Source organism: Ligilactobacillus aviarius subsp. aviarius DSM 20655, from assembly GCF_001436315.1.
GTDB classification, from domain to species: Bacteria; Bacillota; Bacilli; order Lactobacillales; family Lactobacillaceae; genus Ligilactobacillus; species Ligilactobacillus aviarius.
On sequence record NZ_AYZA01000009.1, the window covers coordinates 26,191 to 52,264 of the forward strand.

The 26,074-nt window shown below is 42.1% G+C and carries 28 protein-coding genes; 24 read left to right on the plus strand and 4 right to left on the minus strand.

Annotated features, from left to right (window positions below; translation table 11 throughout):
- Positions 1 to 6 precede the first annotated feature (6 nt).
- Positions 7 to 867, plus strand: coding sequence for a hypothetical protein (locus tag FC33_RS01420; RefSeq protein WP_057826842.1), 861 nt, complete (start codon positions 7 to 9; stop codon positions 865 to 867).
- A gap of 36 nt (positions 868 to 903) precedes the next feature.
- On the opposite strand, the gene FC33_RS01425 is transcribed toward FC33_RS01420, so the two are convergent.
- From FC33_RS01425 to ade, 3 genes are all read right to left on the minus strand, one after another.
- Positions 904 to 1,608: a type 1 glutamine amidotransferase gene (locus FC33_RS01425; protein ID WP_057826843.1), complete on the minus strand. Its 705-nt coding sequence runs from the start codon at positions 1,606 to 1,608 to the stop codon at positions 904 to 906.
- A complete protein-coding gene (locus tag FC33_RS01430) occupies positions 1,608 to 2,960 on the minus strand; it encodes a Mur ligase family protein (protein ID WP_057826844.1) in 1,353 nt (450 codons plus the stop codon). Before FC33_RS01430 ends, FC33_RS01425 begins: the two co-directional genes overlap by 1 nt.
- A 73-nt stretch (positions 2,961 to 3,033) precedes the next feature.
- Complete coding sequence (ade, locus tag FC33_RS01435; protein WP_057826845.1) at positions 3,034 to 4,713, minus strand: adenine deaminase; 1,680 nt, start codon at positions 4,711 to 4,713, stop codon at positions 3,034 to 3,036.
- Between the two features lie 220 nt (positions 4,714 to 4,933).
- On the opposite strand from ade, the gene FC33_RS01440 reads away from it, so the two are divergent.
- The 21 genes from FC33_RS01440 to FC33_RS01540 all read left to right on the plus strand — a co-directional run bounded on the left by FC33_RS01440 (position 4,934) and on the right by FC33_RS01540 (position 23,044).
- Positions 4,934 to 5,527, plus strand: coding sequence for a thymidine kinase (locus tag FC33_RS01440; protein ID WP_057826846.1), 594 nt, complete (start codon positions 4,934 to 4,936; stop codon positions 5,525 to 5,527).
- A gap of 18 nt (positions 5,528 to 5,545) precedes the next feature.
- Positions 5,546 to 6,631 carry a peptide chain release factor 1 gene (gene prfA, locus FC33_RS01445; RefSeq protein WP_057826847.1) on the plus strand — a complete coding sequence of 362 codons (1,086 nt, stop codon included), beginning with the start codon at positions 5,546 to 5,548 and terminating at the stop codon, positions 6,629 to 6,631.
- Positions 6,624 to 7,463, plus strand: coding sequence for a peptide chain release factor N(5)-glutamine methyltransferase (gene prmC, locus FC33_RS01450; RefSeq protein ID WP_057826848.1), 840 nt, complete (start codon positions 6,624 to 6,626; stop codon positions 7,461 to 7,463). Before prfA ends, prmC begins: the two co-directional genes overlap by 8 nt.
- 17 nt (positions 7,464 to 7,480) lie before the next feature.
- Positions 7,481 to 8,479, plus strand: coding sequence for an L-threonylcarbamoyladenylate synthase (locus FC33_RS01455; RefSeq protein WP_057826849.1), 999 nt, complete (start codon positions 7,481 to 7,483; stop codon positions 8,477 to 8,479).
- Positions 8,480 to 8,538: 59 nt separating this feature from the next.
- Positions 8,539 to 9,168, plus strand: a complete 630-nt coding sequence (gene upp / locus FC33_RS01460; RefSeq protein ID WP_057826850.1) for a uracil phosphoribosyltransferase — start codon at positions 8,539 to 8,541, stop codon at positions 9,166 to 9,168.
- Between the two features lie 298 nt (positions 9,169 to 9,466).
- A complete protein-coding gene (atpB, locus tag FC33_RS01465; RefSeq protein ID WP_057826851.1) occupies positions 9,467 to 10,186 on the plus strand; it encodes a F0F1 ATP synthase subunit A in 720 nt (239 codons plus the stop codon).
- Between the two features lie 22 nt (positions 10,187 to 10,208).
- Positions 10,209 to 10,430: a F0F1 ATP synthase subunit C gene (gene atpE / locus FC33_RS01470; protein ID WP_057826852.1), complete on the plus strand. Its 222-nt coding sequence runs from the start codon at positions 10,209 to 10,211 to the stop codon at positions 10,428 to 10,430.
- Positions 10,431 to 10,472: 42 nt separating this feature from the next.
- The gene (atpF, locus tag FC33_RS01475; RefSeq protein WP_057826853.1) at positions 10,473 to 10,994 is read left to right on the plus strand and encodes a F0F1 ATP synthase subunit B; all 522 of its coding nucleotides are present in this window, start codon (positions 10,473 to 10,475) and stop codon (positions 10,992 to 10,994) included.
- Positions 10,981 to 11,526 carry an ATP synthase F1 subunit delta gene (atpH, locus tag FC33_RS01480; RefSeq protein WP_057826854.1) on the plus strand — a complete coding sequence of 182 codons (546 nt, stop codon included), beginning with the start codon at positions 10,981 to 10,983 and terminating at the stop codon, positions 11,524 to 11,526. Before atpF ends, atpH begins: the two co-directional genes overlap by 14 nt.
- Positions 11,527 to 11,541: 15 nt before the next feature.
- A complete protein-coding gene (gene atpA, locus FC33_RS01485; RefSeq protein ID WP_057826855.1) occupies positions 11,542 to 13,053 on the plus strand; it encodes a F0F1 ATP synthase subunit alpha in 1,512 nt (503 codons plus the stop codon).
- Between the two features lie 18 nt (positions 13,054 to 13,071).
- The gene (locus FC33_RS01490; protein ID WP_057826856.1) at positions 13,072 to 14,028 is read left to right on the plus strand and encodes a F0F1 ATP synthase subunit gamma; all 957 of its coding nucleotides are present in this window, start codon (positions 13,072 to 13,074) and stop codon (positions 14,026 to 14,028) included.
- An 18-nt stretch (positions 14,029 to 14,046) separates the two neighbouring features.
- Entirely contained in the window at positions 14,047 to 15,453 is a 1,407-nt protein-coding gene (gene atpD, locus FC33_RS01495; RefSeq protein WP_057826857.1) for a F0F1 ATP synthase subunit beta, read from the plus strand.
- 14 nt (positions 15,454 to 15,467) lie between these two features.
- Positions 15,468 to 15,887, plus strand: a complete 420-nt coding sequence (locus FC33_RS01500) for a F0F1 ATP synthase subunit epsilon (protein WP_057826858.1) — start codon at positions 15,468 to 15,470, stop codon at positions 15,885 to 15,887.
- Between the two features lie 224 nt (positions 15,888 to 16,111).
- Complete coding sequence (locus tag FC33_RS01505) at positions 16,112 to 16,342, plus strand: DUF1146 family protein (protein ID WP_057826859.1); 231 nt, start codon at positions 16,112 to 16,114, stop codon at positions 16,340 to 16,342.
- Between the two features lie 13 nt (positions 16,343 to 16,355).
- A complete protein-coding gene (gene murA / locus FC33_RS01510; protein ID WP_057826860.1) occupies positions 16,356 to 17,660 on the plus strand; it encodes a UDP-N-acetylglucosamine 1-carboxyvinyltransferase in 1,305 nt (434 codons plus the stop codon).
- A 156-nt stretch (positions 17,661 to 17,816) separates the two neighbouring features.
- Positions 17,817 to 18,812, plus strand: coding sequence for a rod shape-determining protein (gene mreB, locus FC33_RS01515; protein ID WP_057826861.1), 996 nt, complete (start codon positions 17,817 to 17,819; stop codon positions 18,810 to 18,812).
- Positions 18,813 to 18,817: 5 nt separating this feature from the next.
- Complete coding sequence (gene yidD, locus FC33_RS01520; protein ID WP_057826862.1) at positions 18,818 to 19,114, plus strand: membrane protein insertion efficiency factor YidD; 297 nt, start codon at positions 18,818 to 18,820, stop codon at positions 19,112 to 19,114.
- A gap of 18 nt (positions 19,115 to 19,132) precedes the next feature.
- Positions 19,133 to 19,351 (plus strand): DUF2969 domain-containing protein, encoded by a 219-nt coding sequence (locus tag FC33_RS01525; RefSeq protein ID WP_057826863.1) that lies wholly within the window; start codon positions 19,133 to 19,135, stop codon positions 19,349 to 19,351.
- Positions 19,352 to 19,377: 26 nt separating this feature from the next.
- On the plus strand, positions 19,378 to 20,580 hold the full coding sequence (locus FC33_RS01530; protein ID WP_057826864.1) for an FtsW/RodA/SpoVE family cell cycle protein: 1,203 nt from the start codon (positions 19,378 to 19,380) through the stop codon (positions 20,578 to 20,580).
- A gap of 228 nt (positions 20,581 to 20,808) precedes the next feature.
- Positions 20,809 to 21,798 carry a DNA-processing protein DprA gene (locus FC33_RS01535; RefSeq protein WP_057826865.1) on the plus strand — a complete coding sequence of 330 codons (990 nt, stop codon included), beginning with the start codon at positions 20,809 to 20,811 and terminating at the stop codon, positions 21,796 to 21,798.
- Between the two features lie 91 nt (positions 21,799 to 21,889).
- Positions 21,890 to 23,044 (plus strand): D-alanine--D-alanine ligase family protein, encoded by a 1,155-nt coding sequence (locus FC33_RS01540; protein WP_057826866.1) that lies wholly within the window; start codon positions 21,890 to 21,892, stop codon positions 23,042 to 23,044.
- Positions 23,045 to 23,079: 35 nt separating this feature from the next.
- On the opposite strand, the gene FC33_RS01545 is transcribed toward FC33_RS01540, so the two are convergent.
- On the minus strand, positions 23,080 to 23,745 hold the full coding sequence (locus FC33_RS01545) for a DUF1361 domain-containing protein (protein WP_057826867.1): 666 nt from the start codon (positions 23,743 to 23,745) through the stop codon (positions 23,080 to 23,082).
- A gap of 184 nt (positions 23,746 to 23,929) precedes the next feature.
- Here FC33_RS01545 and cdaA point away from each other — a divergent pair, with 184 nt between their 5' ends.
- Complete coding sequence (cdaA, locus tag FC33_RS01550; RefSeq protein ID WP_057826868.1) at positions 23,930 to 24,820, plus strand: diadenylate cyclase CdaA; 891 nt, start codon at positions 23,930 to 23,932, stop codon at positions 24,818 to 24,820.
- Complete coding sequence (locus tag FC33_RS01555; RefSeq protein ID WP_057826869.1) at positions 24,817 to 25,911, plus strand: CdaR family protein; 1,095 nt, start codon at positions 24,817 to 24,819, stop codon at positions 25,909 to 25,911. Before cdaA ends, FC33_RS01555 begins: the two co-directional genes overlap by 4 nt.
- Positions 25,912 to 26,074 lie beyond the last annotated feature (163 nt).

The following is a 26,074-nucleotide window of genomic DNA, read 5'->3' on the forward strand; positions in this document are numbered from 1 at the left end:
ATGAACATGCACAAAAAATTAGGAATAATTTTAACCGCGGGGCTTTCATTGCTTCTAACCGGCTGTAGCAAGGTCAGTTTATCGACCACGGCGAAAACTTATTCACCGGATGAAATGGTTGCCGTCGTTAAGGGTCATACCGCTAACCAAAATACGGTTACCTATCAAATTGACAATGGAACAAAGCACAGCGTTAAGGTTCACGACAAAACCTTTGTGATTCAGGTCCCAGCAAGTGATCAGCAACAAAAAGTGAAGATCACAGCTGCGCATGGCGGTCAGCAACAGCAGCAAACCGTAATGGTGAACGCGGCGAAAAAACTGGGCAACTACCAGCAAATTGTGCAAAAGTACAATCAAATGGTCGTCATGAGCAAGTTATCCCCGCAAGAGGTTCAGACGTTAAAGACAGCATCGGCCTTGAAGAAGGCGTCAAGCTCACCAAATCTGCAACTGATGCAGCAAATGGGGCAGGTGCAACAGGTTGAACAAAAGGTTCAGCAGTTGCAATCCACAACCAAAAGTGAACAACTCCCAGCGCAGTTAAGCGGGATTCACAATGTCGTGGATAACTCAGCATATACGTTGCGGTTGAATGTGCAAAACGGGAATTTGATGGGGGCTACAATGATGATCCCGGTCAAAAGTTTTAAGGACAAGGCTCAGGCGCAGCAATTCGGCACGGCGTTTGCACTTTTCAGTCAAGCCCTTGGCGCCAATGGCAAGCAGCTCATGCATGAATTTGAAAGCAAGACGAAGAATCAGGATAAAACCCAGACAACGTCGAAGACGATTATCAATCATAGAATCAAGTACTCGATCGGGTTTTCAACAACTGAATTATATGTGTATATTACAAAGGCATAAAAAAACGGTTGCGCAATCAAGCGCAACCGTTCTTTTTTAATATGTTGGTTTAATTTCCAATGCTTCTTGTTGACTAAAGTCAGCATCGGGATATTTCTTTTTCAGTGCCAGTAATAAGAAACGTTTTGCAAGGTTTCCGTTCCGGGCGAGAACTGGGCCGTGGAAATATGTGCCAAAGACATTTTTGTAAATTGCACCTTCAGAACCATCTTGACCGTTATTTCCATGACCTTCGATCACTTTTCCAAGCGGACGTTCGCCTTCGCCAAGGAACGTTACCCCGTTGTGATTTTCAAATCCGTGATATTCTTCGCCGGTTTCTTCGTTTTTGATTCGAATATTGCCGATGAACCGGTTATTGATTTGAGTTTCAGTCCGGTGCGGCAGGGCGCCGACTCCCGGAATTTTTTTGCCATCCGCGCCGATGTAATATTGCCCAAGCAGTTGATAACCACCGCAAACCGCAAGCATTGGTTTGTCATCGTTAATGAATTTTTTAATGGCTGCTGCTTTATTTGGCAGATTCTTTGAAACGATCGTTTGTTCATAATCTTGACCACCGCCGAAAAGGGCGAAGTCGAATTTATCTGGATCAAAGTCATCATCTAAAGAAATGATTTGAACATCAATATCGGTATCCATTTGTTTGGCATAGTATTTCAAAACCAAAATATTGCCAATGTCACTATAAGTATTAAGCAAATCACCATAGAGGTGGGCTAAATTCAAATGATATTGCATTATTCCATTCCTCCTTTGATGTAACCTTCGTCAGCAAGCATCTTGCGTAATTGCAACATTGCAGTGTAGGTTGCCAAAACGTAAACGTGCTTTGTCGGCATTTGTTTGATGTAGTTGACGGCTTCTTTCAAGTCGGGCCGTTGGGCAAAATGTTCTTCCGGAACTCCGGCAACCCGCATCCGGAAAGTAATGTCCTTATACCGTTCACCACCGGTCAACACAGATGGAATGTGGTCAAATGGCAATTCTTCAAAACTGCCGTCCCAGATCCAACTGGTGTCGATTCCGTCAGCATAGTTCGCATTTAAAAGGAATGCCAACGAGAACGGGTTCTTGTCCGTCTTGATCATTTGCAATACCTGGTCAAGACCAACCGGGTTTTTAACAAGGATGATCGTTACGTCTTTATCCCCAACGTGAACAACTTCTTGCCGGCCGAAGATGTTTTTATCATCAGCGCCAAGGGCTTTTGTGATTTCATGCGGCAACAGGTTGAATTCAGCTCCCACAGAATATGCAGCCAGGGCGTTGTAAATGTTATACGTTCCGCCGATGTGAAGCGTAAATTCATGGTCATCGATCTTAACGGTTGATGATTGCGGTGTTTGATCCACGATCGCATTCATCCGGTAAGTCAATTCTGGCCGTTCAAATCCGCAGTGCGGGCAGAAGTACTTTCCCAAATTGCCGTAACTGCGACTGTAATAATGCAAAATGTGATTGCATTTTGGACACAAAACTCCATCCGTATTGGCCGGAGCTTTTTGATCCTGATCCGGTTGGTTGTCAAAGCCAAAGTAAACAACTTGGTTTGGCAGATCCTGCAAATTGTGGAATAACGGTTCGTCTCCGTTTGCAATGATCTTAGCTTGCGGGTGCATCTTGATTCCTTGAAGGATCTTATTATATGTGGTGTAGATTTCGCCGAACCGGTCGAGCTGATCCCGGAAAATGTTGGTTAAAACGAAAGCGGTTGGGACAACGTACTGTGAAATAATCGGGACGTTGGCTTCATCCGTTTCCAAAACAGCGATTTTTTTACCGTTCTTGACTTTTTTAGCAGATAAAAATGTGCTGACGATTCCCTGCTTCATGTTTGAACCGCTCGGATTAGTCAAAATTTCCGGGTATTTTTGTTTAAGAACTTTAACTGTAAGGGCCGTTGTCAGGGTCTTCCCGTTGGTTCCGGTAACGATCACGATTTCATAATCCTTTGCGAGTTCCTTTAAAACGTCTGGATCAATTGCAAGGGTGATCTTGCCTGGAAGCGATGTTCCGCCATGCATTACATTATGCAAAAACCAGTAAGAAGATTTTCCGGCAGCAATTGCCAATTTACTTTTAAGTGCCATTGATCTATCTCCTAAAATTAAAATACTATTCGCATTTTATCATAATAGAATCTGAAATTCACTTTTCCGTCCTTTAATTAATAGAAGCTTCAATCGGGATAAATTTTTGCTGGTCAAAGTCGTAAAGGCCGCGTGCCGTTAATTTTAAGGTTGGGATGACCGGCAACGCTAAGAACGATAAGGTAATAAATGGGTTAAAGGCGATCGGCCGGCTGATCGATTGGTAAGCTGCGGTGATCGCGTTTAATTTTTGAGCAGTCTCTTTATATGAAAGATTTGACATCAACCCGCCGATTTGAAGCGGCAGGGTTGCCAGTTCATGGTGATTTGCAAAGATAGTGATTCCGCCGCCAACTTTTTGAAGATGCTGAATGGCAGCAAATAAATCCGCGTCATTTGTTCCAACGGCAATAATATTGTGGGAATCGTGGGCAATTGAGGATGCAACGGCTCCATGAGTTAGATTGAAGCCCTTTACGATCGCTTTGCCGATTTTGCCAGTATGATGGTGGCGTTCAACGATGACCATTTTAAGTTGATCGTTGGAAGGATCAGGACAGAAGTTTCCGTTATGAATTGAAACGGGTTCGACTAAGTGTTCAGTTTCGATGTGGTTCAGAATTACCTGAATGATGTTTGCGGTAGCTGAATTCAGCCGAAGTTGGAGATCAGCTGGCGAAAGCGCAAAGTTCATTGTGTTTTTCGCAAACGATAATGGGTGGGTATTAAAATCATGATTTGAAATTAAGTGGCCTTTTTTGATAACTTGGTGGATCTTAACATCATACGGGTCGTCTAAGACAACGATGTCCGCTTGGTAATTCGGATTGAGGGCACCGATGAAAGGGGTTTGGTGAGCTTGCGCAGCGTTAAAACTCGCCATTGTGTATGCTGTTTCGGGCCGCAGACCATGGTGGATTGCTTTGCGAATGCAGTCGTTGATCCCGCCTTCATTTAAAAGGGAGTCAACTAATTTATCGTCAGTACAAAATGCGAACCGACTGGCATTGGATTCATTGACTGCGCCGACGGTATTTTCAAGGTCGCGTTCAACGGTTCCTTCGCGCAGGAAAACGTAAAAACCTTCATTAATCCGTTCTTGAATTTGCTGGATCGTAGTTGCTTCATGGTCAGTCGAAATTTGGTGTTGCCGGTAAACATCGAGCTGGTGTCGTGAAAGGCCGGATCCGTGGCCATCGATTTGCCGGCCGGCTTGAAGACAATCGTTCAGTTTAGCAATCATATCAGGTTGATTCGACGAAACTGCTGGATAATCCATCACTTCAGCTAAGCCGCGGACAGTTGGATTCTGGTAAAATGGTTTCAGTTCTTTGACGGTCAAAGTTGCGCCGCTGTCTTCAAACGGAGTGCATGGAACACTGGAAGGCAGCATCGTGTAAACGTCCAGCAGCGATTGCCGTGCGTCATCGATCATGGATTGAATGCCGTTTGCCCCAGCAACATTAGCAATTTCATGCGGATCGGTGAAGATGCTGGTCGTTCCCTGCGGCAGAATTACCTTGGCCAATTCACTTGGCGTTAAAAGGGAACTTTCAATGTGAACGTGAGCGTCGATAAATCCGGGAACGATGTATTGGTCAGCATAATCAAGAGTCCGCCGGGCATGGAAGGTCGATGATTCGCCGGTGGCAATGATTTGCCCGTCATTGATCCAGAGGACATTCGGTTCGAATAACCGGGAGAAGACATTTAAAACGTGGTTGCTTTTAATACATAAATCGATGGTCGTCATTACTGATCCTCCAATAATTATTTGTGTTTTGATGATATTGTTAATCTATTTTAACCTTAAAGGACTAAAGGACAATGAAATTTGTTAATTATTTTGAGCGAACTCGAAATAAATGTCCGAATTAATAATTAAAGCACCGAAAATTTTAAGTGAGGGAATGAATTTTGCCTTTAAATCGTATATACTTATTTAGAAAGACTTTTTTTATGGAGATGGGTTTATGGCACAGCTTTTTTTCCGTTATGGCGCAATGAACAGCGGTAAAACGATTGAAATCCTTAAAGTTGCTCACAACTATGAGGAACAGCACAAGCACGTTGTGATTTTAACAAGCGGGCTGGATAACCGGGATGAAGTCGGATATGTTTCAAGCCGGATCGGGTTACGGCGGCCGGCAATTCCGATTTTTGATGAAACGGATGTGTATGAAATTGTGGCTTCAAAACAGAACATCGACTGTGTGTTAGTTGATGAAGCCCAATTTTTGAAAAAACATCACGTGATTGAATTGACGCGAATCGTTGATGAATTAGGAATTCCAGTAATGACGTTCGGTTTAAAGAACGACTTTCGGAATCAGTTGTTTGAAGGTTCCGAATATCTTTTGCTATATGCTGACAAAATCGAAGAAATGAAGACCATTTGCTGGTTCTGTGCCAAAAAAGCAACCATGAACCTTCGAATCCATGATGGCAAGCCGGTTTATGACGGCGAGCAGATCATGATCGGCGGCAACGAGGCATATTTCCCAGTTTGCCGGAAACACTACGTTAACCCGCCGCTGGAAGAGATCCGCAAAGATATTGAAGAATAATATTTAATGGAGGACAAGATGGATAAGTTATTTGATCGTTTACAAATGCTTGAAGACCGTTACGAAGAGCTGGGCGAATTGCTTTCTGATCCGGATGTAATTGCTGATACGCAACGGTTCACTAAGCTTTCAAAGGAAATGGCCGATTTGCGCGAAACCGTTGAAAAGTACAACCAGTATAAGAAGGTTACGCAGCAGATCAAAGATGATGAGGAAATGTTGAATGCCGGTTTAGATGATGAAGAAATGGCATCAATGGTCAAGGATGAACTGGCAGATTCAAAGGCTGAAAAGGAAAAACTTGAAGAAGAAATTAAGATTCTTTTGATTCCCAAAGACCCGAATGATGAAAAGAACATCATCATGGAAATCCGGGGAGCTGCCGGCGGGGACGAAGCAAGTTTGTTTGCAGCAGATTTATACAACATGTACACCCGCTATGCCGAAAAACAAGGTTGGTCAGTGCAAATCGTTGATAAAACTCCAACCGAAGTCGGCGGATTCAAACAAGTCGTATTGCTGATCAACGGGAAAAATGTTTATTCGAAATTAAAATATGAAAGCGGCGCTCACCGGGTTCAACGGGTTCCCGTTACTGAATCAGCTGGCCGGGTCCACACTTCAACCGCAACGGTCGGGGTAATGCCGGAAGAAGAGGACGTTGAAATCGAAATTGATCCTAAGGATATTCGGGTCGATGTTTTCCGGTCATCAGGTGCCGGTGGTCAGCATATTAACAAGACTTCATCAGCTGTTCGAATGACGCACTTGCCGACTGGAATCGTAGTCTCAATGCAAGACCAACGTTCACAGCAACAAAACCGGGAAAAGGCAATGCAGATTTTGAAAGCCCGGGTTTACGATTACTACAAGACCCAAGAACAAAGTGAATACGACGAAAACCGGAAGTCAGCCATTGGAACTGGAGACCGGTCAGAACGAATTCGGACATATAATTACCCGCAAAACCGGGTTACGGATCACCGGATCGGATTGACATTGAATAAGTTGGATAAGATCATGAACGGTGATTTAGATGACATTATTGATGCGTTAGTATTGTATGATCAAACTAAGGCATTGGAGAAATTGCAAAATGAATAATGCAGTAAATTATTTTAAGGCCCGTCAATGGGCTTTTTCTTTTATTGAAGCGCACGGATTGGAAGCGGATGCCGCTGATTTACTGTTGTGCGATCAGATGGGATGGAATGAAGCCCAACTGTTGATGCATTTTCGCGATCCAATGCCGGATGAGGAATGGCAGCAGTATCAGACAAACGTTCAAAAGTTTGTTGACGGTTGGCCAGCCCAATACCTTACGGGCAAGGCATTTTTTTATGGTCTGCAGCTTAAAGTAACTGAAGCAACCTTGATTCCGCGCCCGGAAACGGAGGAACTGGTTGATTGGATCTTAGCGGATTATGATGAGCAGCCGATCAACTTGCTGGATGTTGGTACCGGAACGGGCGCAATCGGCTTGGCGCTTAAAGCTCAACGCCCAACCTGGGACGTAACGTTAAGCGATATTTCGACTGATGCGTTGGCCGTTGCCAAACAGAATGCGACGGTGCTAAATGAATCTGTCAAATTTGTCCAAAGTGATCTTTTAAATGACGTGGATGGAAAATACGATTTGATCGTTTCGAATCCCCCGTATATTGCTGAAGACGAACGGAAGTACATGGACCGCAGTGTTTTAGAACACGAACCGGAACTTGCGTTATTTGCACCGCATCACGGTTTGGCAATTTATCAGCGAATTGCTGCGGAATGTTCCTCGTATTTAAAACCGCATACCCGAATGTATTTTGAAATCGGGTTTCATCAGGGACAAGCGGTCAAACAAATTTTTGAAAAGCAGTTTCCGCAAGCAAGCGTTGAAGTGCGCCAAGATATCAATCATCATGACCGGATGGTGCGGGTCAAATTTTAAGAAAGGAAATCAAACGAATGGAAATTACTAAAATTTATAAACCAGATGAAGTTGCGCAAGCAGCAAAAGAAATTCAACTTGGAGAATTAATTGCGTTTCCAACTGAAACCGTCTATGGATTAGGGGCAGATGCAACCAATGAAAAGGCTGTTCGACGGGTTTTCCAAGCTAAGGGCCGGCCAGCCGATAACCCGTTAAACGTTACGGTGTGTTCAACGGCAATGGTTGAACGGTTTGTTGGGGAGATCAATGAATGGGGGCAAAAGCTGATCAAGCAATTTTGGCCAGGACCGTTGACGCTGATCTTTAAAACCTTGCCGCATGCGTTAGCTCCAGTTGTTACGGGCGGATTACCAACCGCTGCCTTTCGGATGCCGGATAATCAAGTAACGCTGAAAATGATCGAACTAGCAGGAACCCCAATCGTTGGACCGTCTGCTAATTCATCGGGCAAGCCAAGCCCGACGACCGCTGAGCATGTTTTTCATGATATGGAAGGCAAGATTGCGGGCATCGTTGATGACGGACCAACCGCAGTCGGCGTAGAATCAACGATCATTGATTTAAGCGGGGACACGCCGGTTATTATTCGTCCAGGAGCAATCAGCACGAAAGAAATTGAAGATGTTCTTGGAACCAGGGTTTTACTGAAGGACAGCAAGGATGCCGCTCCCGCAGCCAAATACAAGCATTATAATCCGGATGCTCAAGTTTTGATGGTCAATGATCAAGATTGGGATCAAGTTGACCAATGGCTTAAAGATCAGGATCAAAAGGTAGCGGTAATGGCAACGGATAAGGTGTTAGCTTCGCTTTCAAATGCTGAACTTCAATTCAGTTTAGGGCAAGATGTGCAATCGGCAAGCAAAGAATTCTTTGCAGGGATCCGGCATTTAGACAATGATGAACATGCCAAAATGATCCTCGTTCAAAAGTTTCCAACAACCGGTTTAGGGGAAGCCTACATGAACCGCTTGGAAAAAGCCAGCGGAAATCAAACTTGGGGTTTAGAGTAGCAAAATTATTTAATATCCGATAAAATAGGACTGAATAAAAATCAAAGGAGATGTTTGAAATGGGAAAGTTTGAAGTTTTAGATCACCCATTAATTCAACACAAATTAACGATTATTCGAAACAAGGATTGCGGAACACGGGAATTTCGGGAAGTTGTCAACGAAATTGCCGAATTGATGGTTTACGAAGTTTGCCGTGATATGCCGCTTGAAGATATTGAGGTTGAAACCCCAGTTGCAACGGCCGTTGAAAAACGGTTGGCTGGGAAAAAGGTCGTTGTCGTTCCAATTTTGCGGGCAGGACTCGGAATGGTCGATGGCGTCCTTGAATTATTGCCAGCCGCAAAGGTCGGTCACATCGGAATGTACCGGGATGAAGAAACCCTTCAACCGCACGAATACTTTGTCAAGATGCCAGATCACCTTGATAAACGGGAAATGATCATCGTTGACCCAATGTTGGCAACTGGTGGTTCAGCCATTGCAGCCGTTGATGCATTGAAGAAGCGGGGCGCCAAATCGATTCGGTTTGTTTGCTTAGTCGCTGCTCCAGAAGGAGTCAAGGCTTTGCGGGAAGCTCACCCGGACATCGATGTTTACGCTGCTGCATTGGATGATCACTTAAACGAAAATGGTTACATTGTTCCCGGATTAGGCGATGCCGGTGACCGGCTCTTTGGAACAAAATAATAGCCGAATATTATAGTTGTTAATTAATCTATAAATTCTATTAATAAAGTTTAAGAAAATCAAAATGTGATTATACCGCGATTTTTTTATGACCATTTATATTTATAAAACGTTTACATTAAATTTTTAAAATACGTTTAATTGGTGGTGTTACGCCGTTAAATTGGTTTTGTATTTAATAAAAATGGTGGTATGATGAAAAATGTATTCAGAGATTGTCCATCTTTGGATCGAAATCATTTTATGGTTCGACCGTAATGTTTTCAACCTTATTACAATTGGAAAGAGGTGAGACTTGGTGTTTGATGACGGAAGTAAAATTGTCAAGCTATTCGGGCTCTCATTTAACGTCGGGAACTGTGTCGCCGGACTTGTTACAGCAATTATTGTATGTGCTGTTTTAATTTGGCTTTCACGCAACCTGCAGATGAAGCCGACCGGCAAGCAGAATATTCTCGAATGGATCGTTGATTTTACAAACGGAATTGTAAAGTCAGCGATTCCGAGTGCTCAGGGAAGTAACTATGGATTACTTGCGTTTTTACTCTTTGTATTTATTTTTGTTGCTAACCAATTAGGATTGATCATCCAGTTTGTAATTGGGGATGTTACATATATAAAGAGTCCAACTGCTTCGCCAATGACGACATTAACGTTGGCATTTATGGTTCTTGTTATTTCACATATTGCTGGGGTTAACCGCTTTGGGTTTAAAGGGTATGTCAAAAATACATTTTTAAGTCCAATGCCGGTACTGTTTCCAATTAAGATTTTAGAGCAATTTACAAACTTCATTACCCTTGCTCTTCGTCTTTATGGTAACATCTACGCTGGTGAAGTATTACTTAAGTTAGTTTTCCAAATGGCTCAATCTCATGGGATTTTAACATTTATCCCAGCAATGCCATTAGAAATGATTTGGCAAGGATTCTCCGTCTTTATTGGAGCAATTCAAGCCTATGTCTTTGTAACATTGGCAATGGTTTACATTTCACAAAAGGTCGAAAAAGAGGCCTGATATTTTAAGGAGGAATTATATTATGACAGGTTTAGCATTATTAGGTGCAGGGATTGCTGCGGGACTTGCTGCGATTGGTACTGGTGTTGGTAACGGAATGGTTATTTCAAAAATGTTGGAATCAATGGCTCGTCAGCCAGAATTAAGTGGTCAATTACGGACAAACATGTTCATTGGTGTTGGTTTGATCGAAGCTGTCCCGATCATTGCAATCGTTATTGCGTTCATGTTGTTAGTTAAATAACGATCTTTCATGAAATCCATAACGGATAGGAGGTGTCAATAGATGTATTCGACATTTTTACTTGGTGATGCAGGGGTACAATGGGGGGATTTCCTCTTCTACCTTATTATGTTCATTATCATGTTGCTGATCGTTAAGCACTTTGCATGGGGTCCTGTCACAAAGATGATGGATAAACGTGCAACGAAGATTTCAAACGACATTGATTCTGCTGAAAAGGCCCGGAAAGAAGCTGAAGGCCTTGCTGCAAAACGGCAAACGGCTTTGGAAAACTCACGGACAGAAGCCGCTGGAATCATTGACCGCGCAAAACAAAACGGTGAACAACAAAAAGCTTCAATTGTAAATGCTGCAAATGAAGAAGTTAAAACAATGAAGGCTAATGCCAAGAAAGATATTCAACAAGAAAAGCAAGATGCTTTATCAAGTGTAAAGAACGATGTCGCTGAATTATCTATTGAAATTGCTTCGAAGATTATTCAAAAAGAACTAACACCTGAAAGTCAAAAGGAATTAGTTGATTCATATATTGAAGGGTTGGGAAAGCAAAATGGCAATAGATAATGCAACAATTGCACGTCGTTATGGCAATGCCCTTTTTGAAGTTGCTCAAGATCAAAATTCACTTGCTGAAACAGCAGCTGAATTAAATGAATTAAAAGCAGCTTTAAATCAAGAACCTGGATTTGTTAACTTTATGACAAGTCCGCAAATCGATGAGAAAGCAAAGAAAGATACTCTTTCTGCGTTAACTACAAATGCTTCAGCATTGGTTTCTAATCTGCTCAATATGTTATTTGACTACCGGCGGATCAGTAACTTAGAAGCAATCATCGATGAATTTAACAGATTTTATGATCAAGACCGCAAAGTCGTTCGGGCCGTTGTACGGACAGCCGTTGAATTAGATGATCAACAAAAGGATACTCTTGCAAAGAAGTTTGCTGAGGTTGAAGGTGCAAACCAAGTCATCTTGGATGCAAAGGTTGATCCATCGATCATTGGCGGGGTTGTCATGCAATCTGAAAGTCATATTTATGACGGTTCGATTAAGATGAAGCTTGAAAAGATCAAGCGTCTGTTACTAAAACGTTAAAGAGGTGAGACTTTTATGAGCATTAAGGCTGAGGAAATCAGTGCTCTTATTAAGAAACAATTAGCAGATTATAAAGATGAACTATCTGTTGATGAAGTTGGTACTGTTACTTATGTTGGTGATGGTATTGCTCGTGCTAACGGTCTCGATAATGCCTTGTCTGGTGAATTGGTAGAGTTCCAAAATGGAGTATTCGGTATGGCTCAAAACTTGGAATCAACAGATGTTGGGATCGTTGTTTTGGGTGACTACAAGGGAATCCGCGAAGGTGATACTGTTAAGCGGACTGGCCGAATCATGGAAGTTCCTGTTGGGGACGCATTGATCGGCCGGGTCGTAAACCCATTAGGACAACCAATTGATGGATTAGGCGAAATTAAAACCGATAAGACACGTCCAGTAGAACGAAAAGCTCCGGGTGTTATGGAACGGCAATCTGTTTCAGAACCACTTCAAACTGGGATTAAAGCGATCGATGCTTTAGTTCCGATTGGTCGGGGCCAGCGTGAATTGATTATCGGTGACCGGAAGACTGGGAAGACATCATTGGCAATCGATACGATCTTAAACCAAAAAGATCAAGATATGATTTGTATCTACGTTGCGATTGGACAGAAGGAATCAACTGTTCGCGAACAAGTTGAAACATTACGCAAGTTTGGCGCAATGGACTACACAATCGTTGTTTCAGCTGGTCCTTCAGAACCTGCTCCAATGCTTTACATCGCTCCATATGCTGGAGCCGCAATGGGTGAAGAATTCATGTTCAACGGTAAACACGTTTTGATCGTTTATGATGATTTAACAAAGCAGGCTGATGCTTATCGTGAACTTTCATTGATCTTGAGAAGACCTCCTGGCCGTGAAGCTTACCCAGGTGACGTTTTCTATCTGCACTCACGTTTGCTCGAACGGGCTGCTAAGTTAAGTGATGAACTTGGTGGCGGATCAATGACTGCTTTGCCATTCATCGAAACAAAAGCCGGGGACGTTTCAGCATACATTCCAACTAACGTTATTTCGATCACTGATGGACAGATTTTCTTGGACAGTGATAAGTTCTATGCTGGGGTTCGTCCTGCGATCGATGCCGGAACTTCGGTTTCACGTGTTGGTGGTGACGCTCAGATCAAAGCCATGAAGAAAGTTGCCGGAACACTACGTTTGGACTTAGCTTCATATGCTGAATTGGAATCATTTACTCAATTCGGTTCTGACTTGGACGAAGCTACGCAAGCTAAGTTGAATCGTGGTCGTCGGACAATTGAAGTTTTGAAGCAACCGTTACATAAACCACTTCCTGTTGAAAAACAAGTTGTAATCCTTTATGCATTGACTCACGGCTTCTTAGACTCAGTTGTGATCGATGATATTACGAAGTTCCAAGATGGATTGTTTGACTACTTCGACAATAATCACAAAGACTTGCTTGACGAAATTAAGAAGACTGGTCAATTACCAGATACAGCAAAACTTGATGCTGCAATCAAGGATTATGCTGATACTTTCCAAGCAAGCAACAAATAGAAAGGGTGGTGAAGGCTGATGGCTGGTTCATTACAAAGTGTTAAGCGTCGGATCAATTCGACCAAGAAAACACAACAAATCACAAATGCCATGCAAATGGTATCAACTGTAAAATTGAATCAAATTCAAAGACATACAGCAAGTTATCAAGTCTATGCCGCCAAGATTCGGAGTGTAATCACTCATCTTGCTAAATCACACTTATTAGATAGTATCTCAGTAAGCAGCTCATCAAAGAAGAGCGATGATCCGATGAGTTCATTGGGAATGTTGCAACAACGTCCGGTCAAGAAGGTCGGAATTGTTGTGATCACATCAGATCGGGGCTTAGTTGGAAGCTACAACAGTACGGTATTAAAACAAACAATGACGTTGATTGATAACGTAAGCAAAGCTGACAACAAGAAAGATGACATTGTGATCTTAGCAATCGGTTCAACTGGTGCAGATTTCTTTAAACAACGCGGATTTAACATCGGATACGAATATCAAGGTGTTAATGATGTGCCGAAATTTAAAGAAGTTCGGCCAATTGTTCAAGCAATCGTTACGATGTTTACAAGCGGAGCATTCGACAAATTATACGTTTGTTACAACCACTTTGTAAACACCTTAACGTCAGAATTTCGTGCTGAACAGATGCTTCCAATTACTGCTGAAAATGTTGGTGATTTGGAAAATGACGGACTTGAAGAAGCTAAAGAAGGCCAAATAGCTCCAGCATACGATGCTGAACCTTCTCAAAATGCAATCTTGGAAGTTGTTTTGCCGCAATATGCTGAAAGCTTAGTATACGGTGCAATTTTGGATGCCAAGACATCCGAACATGCTTCAAGTTCAACAGCCATGAAATCTGCTTCAGATAACGCAGATGACATTATTTCAACCTTGCAATTGCAATACAACCGGGCACGGCAGAGTGCAATTACAACTGAAATTACTGAAATTACAGGTGCTCAAGCTGCCTTAGAATAAAATTAGGAGGAATTACGAATGAGTTCTGGTAAAGTAGTACAAGTTATCGGACCTGTTGTTGACGTTGAATTTCCTCTAAATGAATCTTTACCTGAAATTGACAACGCGCTTCACGTAAAACGTGAAGATGGTTCAGACTTGGTTCTTGAAGTTGCCCTTGAATTGGGGGACGGAGTTATGCGGACTGTTGCCATGGATTCAACTGATGGGTTGAAGCGTGGTGCAGAAGTTATTGACTCAGGTTCATCAATTTCTGTTCCAGTTGGTAAAGATACTTTAGGACGGGTATTTAACGTTTTAGGTGACACGATCGATAACGGTCCTAAATTTAGTGAAGATCATCGTCGTGATCCAATTCACCGCAATGCTCCAGCATACGATCAATTGAATCCAGGGACTGAAGTTTTGGAAACGGGGATCAAGGTTATTGATTTGCTTGCTCCATACATCAGAGGTGGAAAGATTGGTTTGTTCGGTGGTGCCGGTGTTGGGAAGACTGTTTTAATTCAAGAGTTAATTCACAACATTGCTGAAGAACACAGCGGAATCTCAGTATTTACCGGTGTTGGTGAACGGACACGTGAAGGAAACGACCTTTACTTTGAAATGAAGGAATCAGGCGTTTTAGATAAAACAGCCATGGTATTCGGTCAAATGAACGAACCACCTGGTGCCCGGATGCGGGTTGCTTTGACTGGTTTAACAATTGCTGAATACTTCCGTGACGTTGAAGGACAAGACGTTTTGCTCTTCATCGATAACATTTTTCGGTTCACTCAGGCTGGTTCAGAAGTTTCAGCCTTGCTTGGACGGATTCCTTCAGCCGTAGGTTACCAACCAACCTTAGCTACTGAAATGGGTCAATTACAGGAACGGATCACTTCAACTAAGAAGGGCTCAATCACTTCAATTCAAGCGGTTTATGTTCCTGCCGATGACTATACTGACCCTGCTCCAGCAACCACTTTCGCTCACTTGGATGCCACAACTAACTTGGAACGTTCATTGACGCAACAGGGGATTTACCCAGCCGTAGACCCGCTTGCTTCAACCTCAAGTGCGTTGGCTCCTGAAATTGTTGGTGAAGAACATTACCAAGTAGCAACCGAAGTTCAACACGTATTGCAACGTTATCGTGAATTGCAAGATATCATTTCAATTCTTGGAATGGATGAATTATCTGATGAAGAAAAATTAACTGTTGCACGTGCACGGCGGATCCAATTGTTCTTATCACAAAACTTCCACGTTGCTGCTAAGTTCAATGGATTCCCGGGATCATACGTAACAGTTGAACAAACCGTTCAAGGATTCAAGGAAATTCTTGAAGGGAAGTATGATGATCTTCCAGAAGAAGCATTTCGGAGTGTCGGAACAATTGAAGATGTTGTAAAGAAAGCTAAGAAATTGGCAGCTAATGCTTAAGGAGGGAACGTCAAATGAGTGACAAACCTGAATTAACAGTGTCTGTTGTAACTCCAGATGGTGAAGTTTATGAAAACAAGACTACTTTGGCAATCTGTAAGACTGCTGAAGGTGAACTTGGAATTATGCCGAACCATACTCCTGTGTTAGCTTCATTGGCAATCGATGAAGTGCGGGTCAAGACTGGAGAAGATCAATATGATGAAATTGCCATTGGCGGTGGATTCTTAGAATTTTCAAATAACGTTCTTTCAATCGTTGCTTCAGCAGCTGAAAGAAAAGAAAATATCGATACATCACGGGCAGAACGTGCACGCGATCGGGCTAAAGAACGGATCGAAAAGGCACAAAATGAACATGATGTAAAAGAATTAAAGCGGGCTGAAATTTCATTGAAGCGGGCTTTAAACCGGATCAAGATTTCAGGCCATTAATGAAACTAAGCTTTTAACTAAACGTAGAGGTTATGACGAAAGTCATAGCCTCTTTTTCTATAATTTAATCATTTAATTACGAATATTAAGTTAATTTAAAAATTAATGTTATTTGATATAAAAGGGTGTATATTAGTTAGGTATGCAAGATATACTTATCATTAATATTGTTATCTAAAGGACAACTATGATATTATAATTGCAAACTGAGAGGTGAGGGGTTAATGAGACAAATTGGATTAAATGCGTTACTGACGATCATCAGTAACTTTACTTTTATCCTGATTACGTTTAAGATCTTGCGCGATTTGCGCCTGGATTACTATGTCAATAAGGAACGGCAACGGACGTTTCGGCTGTTTCTTATTTTGGTTTCAACGGCCCTGGGCTTTTTAGTAAGTCAGTTTTTCCTAAACTTCATCGATAGTGTACGAAATTTAGGATATCTATTGTAATGGAGGATTAGACTTGGAAAAAATTATTGTTCGCGGCGGAAACAAGTTAAATGGAACGGTTGAAATTGAAGGAGCAAAAAATGCGGTTTTGCCAATTTTAGCTGCATCGATTCTTCCAACTGAAGGCCGCACGGTTTTACATAACGTCCCGATTTTATCAGATGTATTTACAATGAATAATGTGATCCGCTTTTTAAATGTTAAAGTTGGATTTGATGAAGATCAAAAAGAAATTACGGTTGACTCAACCGATGAACTATCATACGAAGCACCATTCAAATATGTTTCAAAGATGCGGGCCTCAATCGTTGTTTTAGGACCGCTTTTGGCACGGGTTAAACATGCGAAGGTTGCAATGCCTGGGGGTTGTGCAATTGGTTCCCGGCCGATTGATCTGCACTTGAAGGGGTTAGAGGCAATGGGTGCCAAAATCATTCGCAACGATGGTTATATCGAAGCCACAACGGATGGTTTAAAGGGTACTAACATCTATCTTGACTTCCCAAGTGTTGGAGCAACCCAAAACATTATGATGGCCGCAACCTTAGCCAAGGGAACAACGATCATTGAAAACGTTGCCCGGGAACCTGAAATCGTTGATCTTGCCAACTTCTTAAATAAGATGGGGGCACACGTAACAGGTGCTGGAACAGAAACGATCAAGGTTGTTGGTGTTGATCACCTTCATGGGGTTGAACACACGGTCGTTCAAGATCGGATCGAAGCCGGAACATTTATGGTTGCCGCTGCAATCACCAATGGGAATGTTTTGATTAAAGATGCCGTTGAAGAACACAATAAACCATTAATTTCTAAACTTGAAGAAATGGGTGCGCAAATAATTCGGGAAGATGACGGTATTCGCGTAATCGGACCGGAAAAACTTAAACCAGCAGACGTGAAGACAATGCCGCATCCCGGTTTCCCAACTGATATGCAACCGCAAATCAGTGTTGCGCAATTAGCAGCTGATGGGACAAGCACATTAACGGAAACGGTCTTTGAAAACCGGTTCATGCACCTGGAAGAATTACGGCGAATGAATGCCGACTTTAAGGTTGAAGGCAATGCCGCTGTCTTGAACGGTCCAACAAACTTTAGCGGGTCTGAAGTTGCTGCAACTGACTTGCGGGCCGCTGCTGCGTTGATCCTTGCTGGGTTAATCGCAAAGGGCATCACGCAAGTAACCCATTTGGAATATCTTGATCGGGGATACTGGCACTTTAATCAAAAGCTTGCTTCATTGGGTGCAGAAATCAAGCGGGTCAATGATATTACCGGAAACGAAATGAAAATCAACAGCGAAGTTAAAAATTAATCAAATTATTAAGTAATAAGGGGCTGGATTTTGGAACAGTCCCTTTTTTGGTACTAACAATTATCTTGATTTTACGTGAATTCAAAAATGATTCTATGGTATAATAATCGAGATATATCCTTAATTTTGAGTAATGATTATTAAAGGAGAATTGCTATGGCAAAAGACATTGGGATTGACTTGGGTACAGCCAATGTGCTGATCAATATCCAAGGTGAAGGAATTGTATTAAACGAACCTTCAGTAGTAGCTGTCAATTCAAAATCAAATAAGGTTCTGGCTGTTGGATCAGAAGCTTATCAAATGGTTGGCCGAACACCGGGAAGTATCCGGGCAATCCGCCCGTTAAAAGACGGAGTGATCGCAGATTTTGATATTACGGAACAAATGCTTTCATACTTCATTAAGAAGCTGAATGTTAAGGGGTTCATGTCAAAACCAAATATTATGATCTGCTGCCCAACGAATACAACGGACGTTGAACATAAGGCAATTCGCCAAGTTGCTGAAAAAATTGGCGGCGGACAGGTTTATTTGGAACTTGAACCAAAAGTTTCGGCTGTTGGAGCTGGCTTAGATATCTTCAAACCGTTTGGAAACATGGTCATCGATATTGGTGGGGGAACAAGTGATATTGCGTTCCTTTCATTAGGTGATATTGTTGCCAGCCGATCATTGAAGATTGCCGGTGACCGGTTGAACATGGATATTTTAAACTTTGTAAAGAAGAAGTATAATTTACAAATTGGTGAACGGACTGCTGAAAAGGTAAAAATCGAAATTGGGACGGTTGTTCCAGGACACCGGAATGAAGAAATCGATGTTCGTGGCCGGGATACAGTTTCAGGACTGCCCCGGACAATTACCTTGAAGTCTGACGATGTTGAACCAACGTTGAATGAAACCATGATGAACGTTGTTGAAGCAGCAAAGGATGTCTTAGGAGTAATTCCGCCTGAACTTGCAGCCGATATCATCGATCATGGAATCATGATGACGGGTGGCGGTGCATTGCTTGACGGCATGGACCAATTACTGATGGATAATTTAAACATTCCGGTTAATATTTCAGATACACCGTTAGATGATGTTGCTGTCGGAACGGGAATTTTGCTTGAAAAAATTCTTGGCAGCGAAAATCAAAAGAGATAATCGAAATGTTTAAACGTATTTTTACGTGGATCATCCATCAGTATCAACGGTTTATTTCACCGTTGTTTCCGCCAAGTTGTCGGTATTACCCGACATGTTCGAACTATGCTTTGCAGGCAATTCAAAAGTTTGGAGCATTGAAAGGCGGCTTGATGGCTGCAGCGCGCATTTTACGGTGTAATCCGTTTGTAAAGGGTGGATATGATCCCGTTCCAGATCATTTCAGCTTGCAGCGAAATGAAAGCTGGAAAGATGATCCCAATGAAAATTTCTTTTACAATGAAGAACATTTAAATAAATAACTTTAAGGAGGTAAGCGTGTGTCAAAAAAAACTAAAACGATTGAATTAGTTGAAGATGAAAAGGTAATCAATGGGGTAACGGTTGCTGAATTAAAATTAGGTGAAAAGTCTTTGGGAACGGTCAAACCTGAAGATGATAAGTTTACTGCCAGTCTTCCAGATGGCGAAAAGTTCAGTGTGAAAAGCCATTCAGAAGCAGTTAATATTTTGATCAGTCATTACCATTTACACTCATAGGATGATTACGCAAAGGAGCTTTAAAATTGGGTAATACGAAAAATAACCGGCGGGTAAAAAGTAATGATGACCGGATCGACTGGGGAATCATTTTCTCAGTTCTTGTTTTAGCCGTAATCGGGATGCTTTCGATTTACGTTGCCGTTAAGCACGATACAAGTAATGCGAGTGTAACTAAAACGTTAGTCTCACAGGCAATGTGGTATGTGTTCGGAATCATCGCGGTCGTGATCATCATGCAGTTTGACGCCGAGCAGTTATGGAAAGTGGCCCCGGTTGCTTACGGCATCGGAATCACGCTGATGTTCCTGTTGCTTTTCCTGTATAGTCGTTCGTATGCGGCTCAAACAGGGGCGAAAAGCTGGTTTGCAATCGGATCATTGACTTTCCAGCCGTCTGAAGTGATGAAACCCGCGTATATTCTGATGCTGGCGCGGGTGATTGCCGAGCATAATTCCTTGTATCCTGAGCATACGATTGAAACGGATTGGAAGTTGCTTGGTAAAATGTTTCTCTGGACATTGCCGATCGTTATTTTGTTAAAACTTCAAAATGACTTTGGGACAACGTTGGTTTTCTTAGCAATTTTCGGCGGAATGGTTTTAATTTCCGGAATTTCATGGCGCATTATTGTTCCAATCTTCGGGGCATTCTTCGTTATTGGGGCAATCGCAATTTACTTTGCGGTCTTTAACCGGGAAGTGCTGCTGCACTTAGGATTCCAGAACTATCAATTCCAACGGATCGATGCTTGGTTGCACCCTGAAAATAACACGACCGGTTCAAGTTACCAGTTATGGCGGAGTATTGAAGCCATTGGTTCGGGTCAGTTATTTGGAAAAGGGTTCAACGTTTCAAACGTTTACGTTCCTGTTCGGGAATCTGATATGATTTTCTCGGTTATCGGGGAAAACTTTGGCTTTATTGGTGGATGTGTCTTGATTTTCATCTATCTGTTATTGATTTTCCAAATGGTTCAAGTAACATTTGAAACCCGGAATGAATTTTACGCATACATTTCAACCGGGGTTATTATGATGATTTTATTCCACGTATTTGAAAACATTGGAATGAGTATCGGATTACTTCCGTTAACGGGGATTCCATTACCATTTATTAGTCAAGGGGGATCTTCGTTGATCGGGAACATGATTGGGATCGGCCTGATCATGTCGATGAGGTATCACCATAAGAGTTACATGTTTAGTAATAATTCAGATTTTAATTAAGGTGTGACAAAACGTTCAAAACGAGCGTGGTGGAAGTAGAAAAGCGAACGAATCACGTCAGCGTCGATTCGGAGGTTTTCGAACTTCCAAGTAGCTCGTTTGTTTTGGAACCCGATTATAAAGAAGGTTGCGGCGCAGGTCGCAGCCTTTTTTAATGCGTTTAATTTCTAAAATATTTCGATAACCTTTATACTTAGAATAGTAATTTATGGAATAAGAGGAATTAAAATGGATAGCGATCAACTTACAGAATTAATTTTAGCTTTGCAAATGATCAAGGGCGTTGGTCCGAAGACGGTGTTGAAGTTTTTTGATACCGTTAAGCCGCGGCTGATTTTGGAAAACTTCCGGAACATGCACCGTAATTCAACGATTAACCGGCGCATTAACGAAGGCGCTCTGGATTATCAAAAATGGAAAAACATGCTTGCGGATGCCCGGAAATTAATGGAAAAGACTCGCAGTTATGGAATTCAAATCTTGAATTATCAAGATGCAGATTACCCGGATAACTTGCGGAGTTTGAATCATTATCCGTTGATTATTTACGTCAAAGGAAACGTTAAGGCTCTTCAAGGACCGTCAGTAGGTTTTATCGGAACCCGGCGGCCAACGGAACTTGGTTACAAAATGGCGGAACGGATGGCATATCAGTTTGCCAAGGATGGGCTGACCGTGGTTAGTGGATTATCCGTTGGAACGAATACGGCGGCCCACACCGGCGCATTGAAGGCTGGCGGCACAACGGTTGCCATTTTAGGCCATAGTTTGGAACAGCCAATCTATCCGAAAGAGAATAAGGATTTTGCTCAAGAAATCATTGATAACGGCGGTGCATTAATGTCAACCTACAGCCTGGGGGCGATTGTCCGGCGTCAATTCTTAGCAGCCCGTGATGAATGGGAAAGCGGTCTTGCTGATGGTTTAGTGGTTGTTGAAACCGATCAAAACGGGAAGACAGAGTCCGCTTTACAACACGCCTTCAAACAGGGGCGGCCGGTCGGAATGCTTGACCACAGTCAATGTCCGAAAATCGACGATGTCATGAAAATCGAACAGGCAATCGGAAATCAGGAATTTATCCGGAAAAAGCGCGCAATGCCGTTATGGGATATTGATAGCCTTCACCGGTTTGAAGCTACCATGGCAAAATCCCGCGAAGAATTTTTAAAGAAGAGCAAGCGGCACAAACGCCTGGCTGAAATTCGTCTTTTTTAAGGGCAATTGGGTGCAGATGATAATAAATTATGCTATACTTGGGTTTCAAGTTATGTACGAACAAAATTTTAAACAAAAGGTGATTAAGTAAATGGATAGCAAAAAGAAATTACATATTGCATTATTCTTTGGCGGAAACTCATCTGAACATGACGTTTCAAAGCGTTCGGCTCACAACATTTATGACGCTTTAGACAAAGACAAATACGAAGTTTCAGTCTTCATGTTTACGAAGCAAGGTTTCTTACTTGGTAACAAAGACTCTCTTCGGATTTTCAATGGCGAACCAGAGGATGAAGTGGTTGCAGAAGCAACGAAGGACGTTGACTTTTCAAATCCGTTAGCAAACATCCAAAACTTATCTGAAGTAAAGGATGTTGATGTCTTCTATCCGGTAATTCACGGAAACATGGGGGAAGACGGAACGATCCAAGGTCTTTTCCGCTTATTGAATAAGCCATGGATCGGAAGTGGAATTGCTTCATCAGCTAATTCATTTGATAAGGATTTAACGAAGCAATTATTAACGTTGCACGGAGTTCGGAACACAAAGTACTTTGTCGTTACACCTGAAACGGTTGATGAACATCCATACAGCAAGGCTAAGGAAGAATTAGGCGACGTAATGTTTGTTAAACCTGCTCGTCAAGGTTCTTCAGTCGGAATCAACAAGGTCAAGACTGAACAAGAATACAACGATGCGATTCAAGAAGCCTTCCGTTACGACTACAAGGTAATGGTCGAAGAAGCCATCAAGAATCCGCGGGAAGTTGAATGTTCAGTCCTTGGAAACCGCGATCCGAAGTACTCAAAGCTTGGTGCGGTTGACGTCAACGGGGATGAATTCTACGACTACAACAACAAGTTCGTTGATGCTTCAGGCGTTGTCTTCAAGATTCCAGTTGATTTACCAGAAAAATTAACAAAGGAAATCCAAGAAATGTCAGTTAAGGCATTTAAAGCCTTGGATAACCGTGGTTTAGCCCGGATGGACTTCTTAGTTGATGAAAATGGTGTTCCATACTTAGGTGAAGTAAATACTTTGCCAGGCTTTACTAACATTTCACTTTACCCTCAATTATGGGAAGTTTCAGGAATCAGTTATTCAGATTTAATTGATAAGTTGATTCAACTCGCAATCGACGAATTCAACGACAATGCTAAACTTCACTATGACTTTACTGAATTAGGTTCAGAAAAATTAGGTAAAGGATTATTAGACAAGAACGGAAAGCACCGTGATTAAAAAATAAGCTGTGATTTTACATCACAGCTTATTTTTTATTCTTCAAATTTATTAAACGTTGAGCGGTAAATATTCATCACTAACCAGATCAATGCTTGGAAGACGGCAATCAAGATGACAAAAACCAGCATGCGGATATTCCACATTTGGATCAAGTCGTTGATCACGCCGTGCGGATCCATGAACAGGTAAACGGTGTGAAGCCGTAAGAACCGGCCAATGTAAACCCCAATCGAAGAAGCAAGGATCAAAATCCCAACGATCGAAATTTCAAAAAACGGACTGTTCTTTTTGAACCGCTTGGCGATTACCTTGCTGACACATGAGAGACTCCAAACGCCAAAAAGACTGGACATCAAAGCACTGAATACTAAGTTGCCATAGTGCCACCAAATGCGAAGCTTAAAGACCATCAATCCGGTAACGGCATTGTAAGGATTGATTTTTGCTAAGTGGAAGAGGTCAGTTAAAACGTATGGGGCATTTGGATAAAATAACAGCCACAAAATAAAGAGGATGACGAACAACCAGCGGGGCTGTTTTTCATTGATGTGCATTCCAATCTCAATCGGAATGTATGCCAGAAAAGTATTCAGCAGCAAGAAACTGTATAATGCTTTGCCAGACGCAATTACGCCGCCAATGTACAGCATGTAGAAGATAAACAGCAGCCGTACGATCCATTGAACTTTTTTATTCATTGAAAACACCTCGGTTCGAAGAAAGTCCAAAAAGTATTATTACCATTGTACCAATTTTGGAATGGCTTTGCAGGCAAAAAAATCAATTTAATGAATAGTTAATAAGAATTAACGGTTTATTGCGGTTTCTTAAAATTGTTTTCATGATACAATTATAATATATACGCTGAACGAGGAGGACAAAATGGGATTCTTAAGCAGTATTTTTACCTGGCAACACTTTATCAACTTGTTGGATATTGGAGTTGTTTGGTATGCAATTTACAAATTGATGATGCTTTTACGCGGAACAAAGGCGGTTCAGCTTTTTAAAGGTGTCTTAGTGATCATCGTTATTAAATTGATCAGTTGGTATTTAGGACTTCGGACGGTTTCGTGGATCACAGACCAGATTATTAACTGGGGAATCATAGCGATCATCGTAATTTTTCAACCGGAAATTCGGCGCGGTCTCGAGCATCTAGGACGCGGGTCGCTGTTCTTTAATAATAAAAAGAAGCAGAATGAAGCCCAAGAAAAGATGATCCAAGCCCTTGATAAGGCGATTCAATACATGTCAAAACGACGGATCGGGGCTTTAATGACGATTGAAATGAATACCGGGCTTGAAGATTACATTGAAACGGGGATTCCGTTGGATGCCGATGTCAGTGGTGAATTGCTGATCAACATCTTCATTCCGAACACGCCGTTGCATGATGGTGCGGTAATTATTAAGAATAACCGGATTGCGGTTGCGGCCGCATATTTGCCGCTATCAGAAAGTAATTTGATTCCGAAAGAATTAGGAACGCGGCACCGGGCAGCCGTCGGAATCAGTGAAGTGACGGATGCGTTGACGATCGTTATTTCAGAAGAAACCGGGGCAGTTACGATCACGAAGAACAACGAATTGATTCGGAACTTGACCCGGCAAGATTATTTAAAGTTGTTACACAATGAATTAGTTCCGGCAGAAGAGAAGAAGCAAAAGAATGTCTTTGTCCGGTTCTTCAGTAAGATGAAAGCCCGCAAGGCAAACCGGAACAGTCACGCAGCAGGCCATACAGCTCATAAGAGGGGGCGGAAACATTGAAATTCAGTAAATTGTCAAACACGAAATTTGTATATTCCATTATTTCCTTGATTTTTGCATGCTTCCTCTTTGGGTATGTAACAACTGATACCGGGGCAAACACGAATGGGGCAGCGAATAAAGCCACCTTGTCGACCCAAAAGTCAGCAACGGTCACGGTGCCATTGAAGGTGAATGTCAGTTCCAAGTATTTTGTTGAAGGTTATCCGGAAAACGTTAAGGTTAAGATCAACGGTCCGGCAGCCCTTGTTCAAACGGCAGAAAATACTAAAAACTTTCAAGCGTATGCTGACTTGGAAGGCTTAAAGCCTGGAAAACACACTGTTAAGTTAAAAGTTTCAGGTGTTAGTCACGAATTGAGCGCGAACGTTCAACCTGAAAAAGTGACGGTTACGATCAGTAAGAAGGCAACGGCAACCTTCCCAATTCAAGTCCGGTTTGATTCAACCTTGATCGGTAACGGCTACGCTGCCGGAATTGCATCCAGCAACTATTCACGGGCAAAGGTGATCGGTTCGCGCAGTTCGATCAACGCGGTAACAAACGTGGTCGCCAATGTTAGTTTGCCGGAGGGCGTTCAACATTCAGTTACGCAAAACGTAACGCTTGAAGCCCTTGATGAAAATGGCAAACCGTTAAACGTTGTAATTGAACCGACAACGGTCAAGGCAACGGTTCCGATTTATGCGGCCACAACCACTAAGAAGGTTAATATCCACTTAGTTGCGAGTGGCGGCGGCGATAATACGAAAAATTACAGTTTATCGACGGATACGAAGACCGTTACGGTAACGGGAACGAAACAGGCGTTAAGCCGGCTGCAAAGTTTGAACGTGGCTGTTCCCGTTAGCGGGGTAACATCGAATACAACGAAGACGGTTCCGATTGACACCATTCAAAATGGAATCATTGCGGTTAGCCCAAGTTCAATCAATGTTCAAATCACGGTTTCAGGTCAAGAAAATCAAAATTCAACGCAAAGTCAGAATGGAAATAACCAGCAATCAGGGCAGAATAACCAAGATGCGACATCCAAGACTGCGAATAATCAAAGTCAACCAGCCCAAAAACAGGGTCAAACAGGGCAATAATGTGATCAAAGTTTGAAGATTAAGGAAATTTGATGAAAATCAAATTTCCTTTTTTGTTTAAAGTTTAAAAATTGTTTAAAAAGCCTGAATATAAAGGCTTTTGATTCGACTTGTCCCGAATAACTGGTATAATCTTCTATGTAAAACTAATGAGTAGTTATAA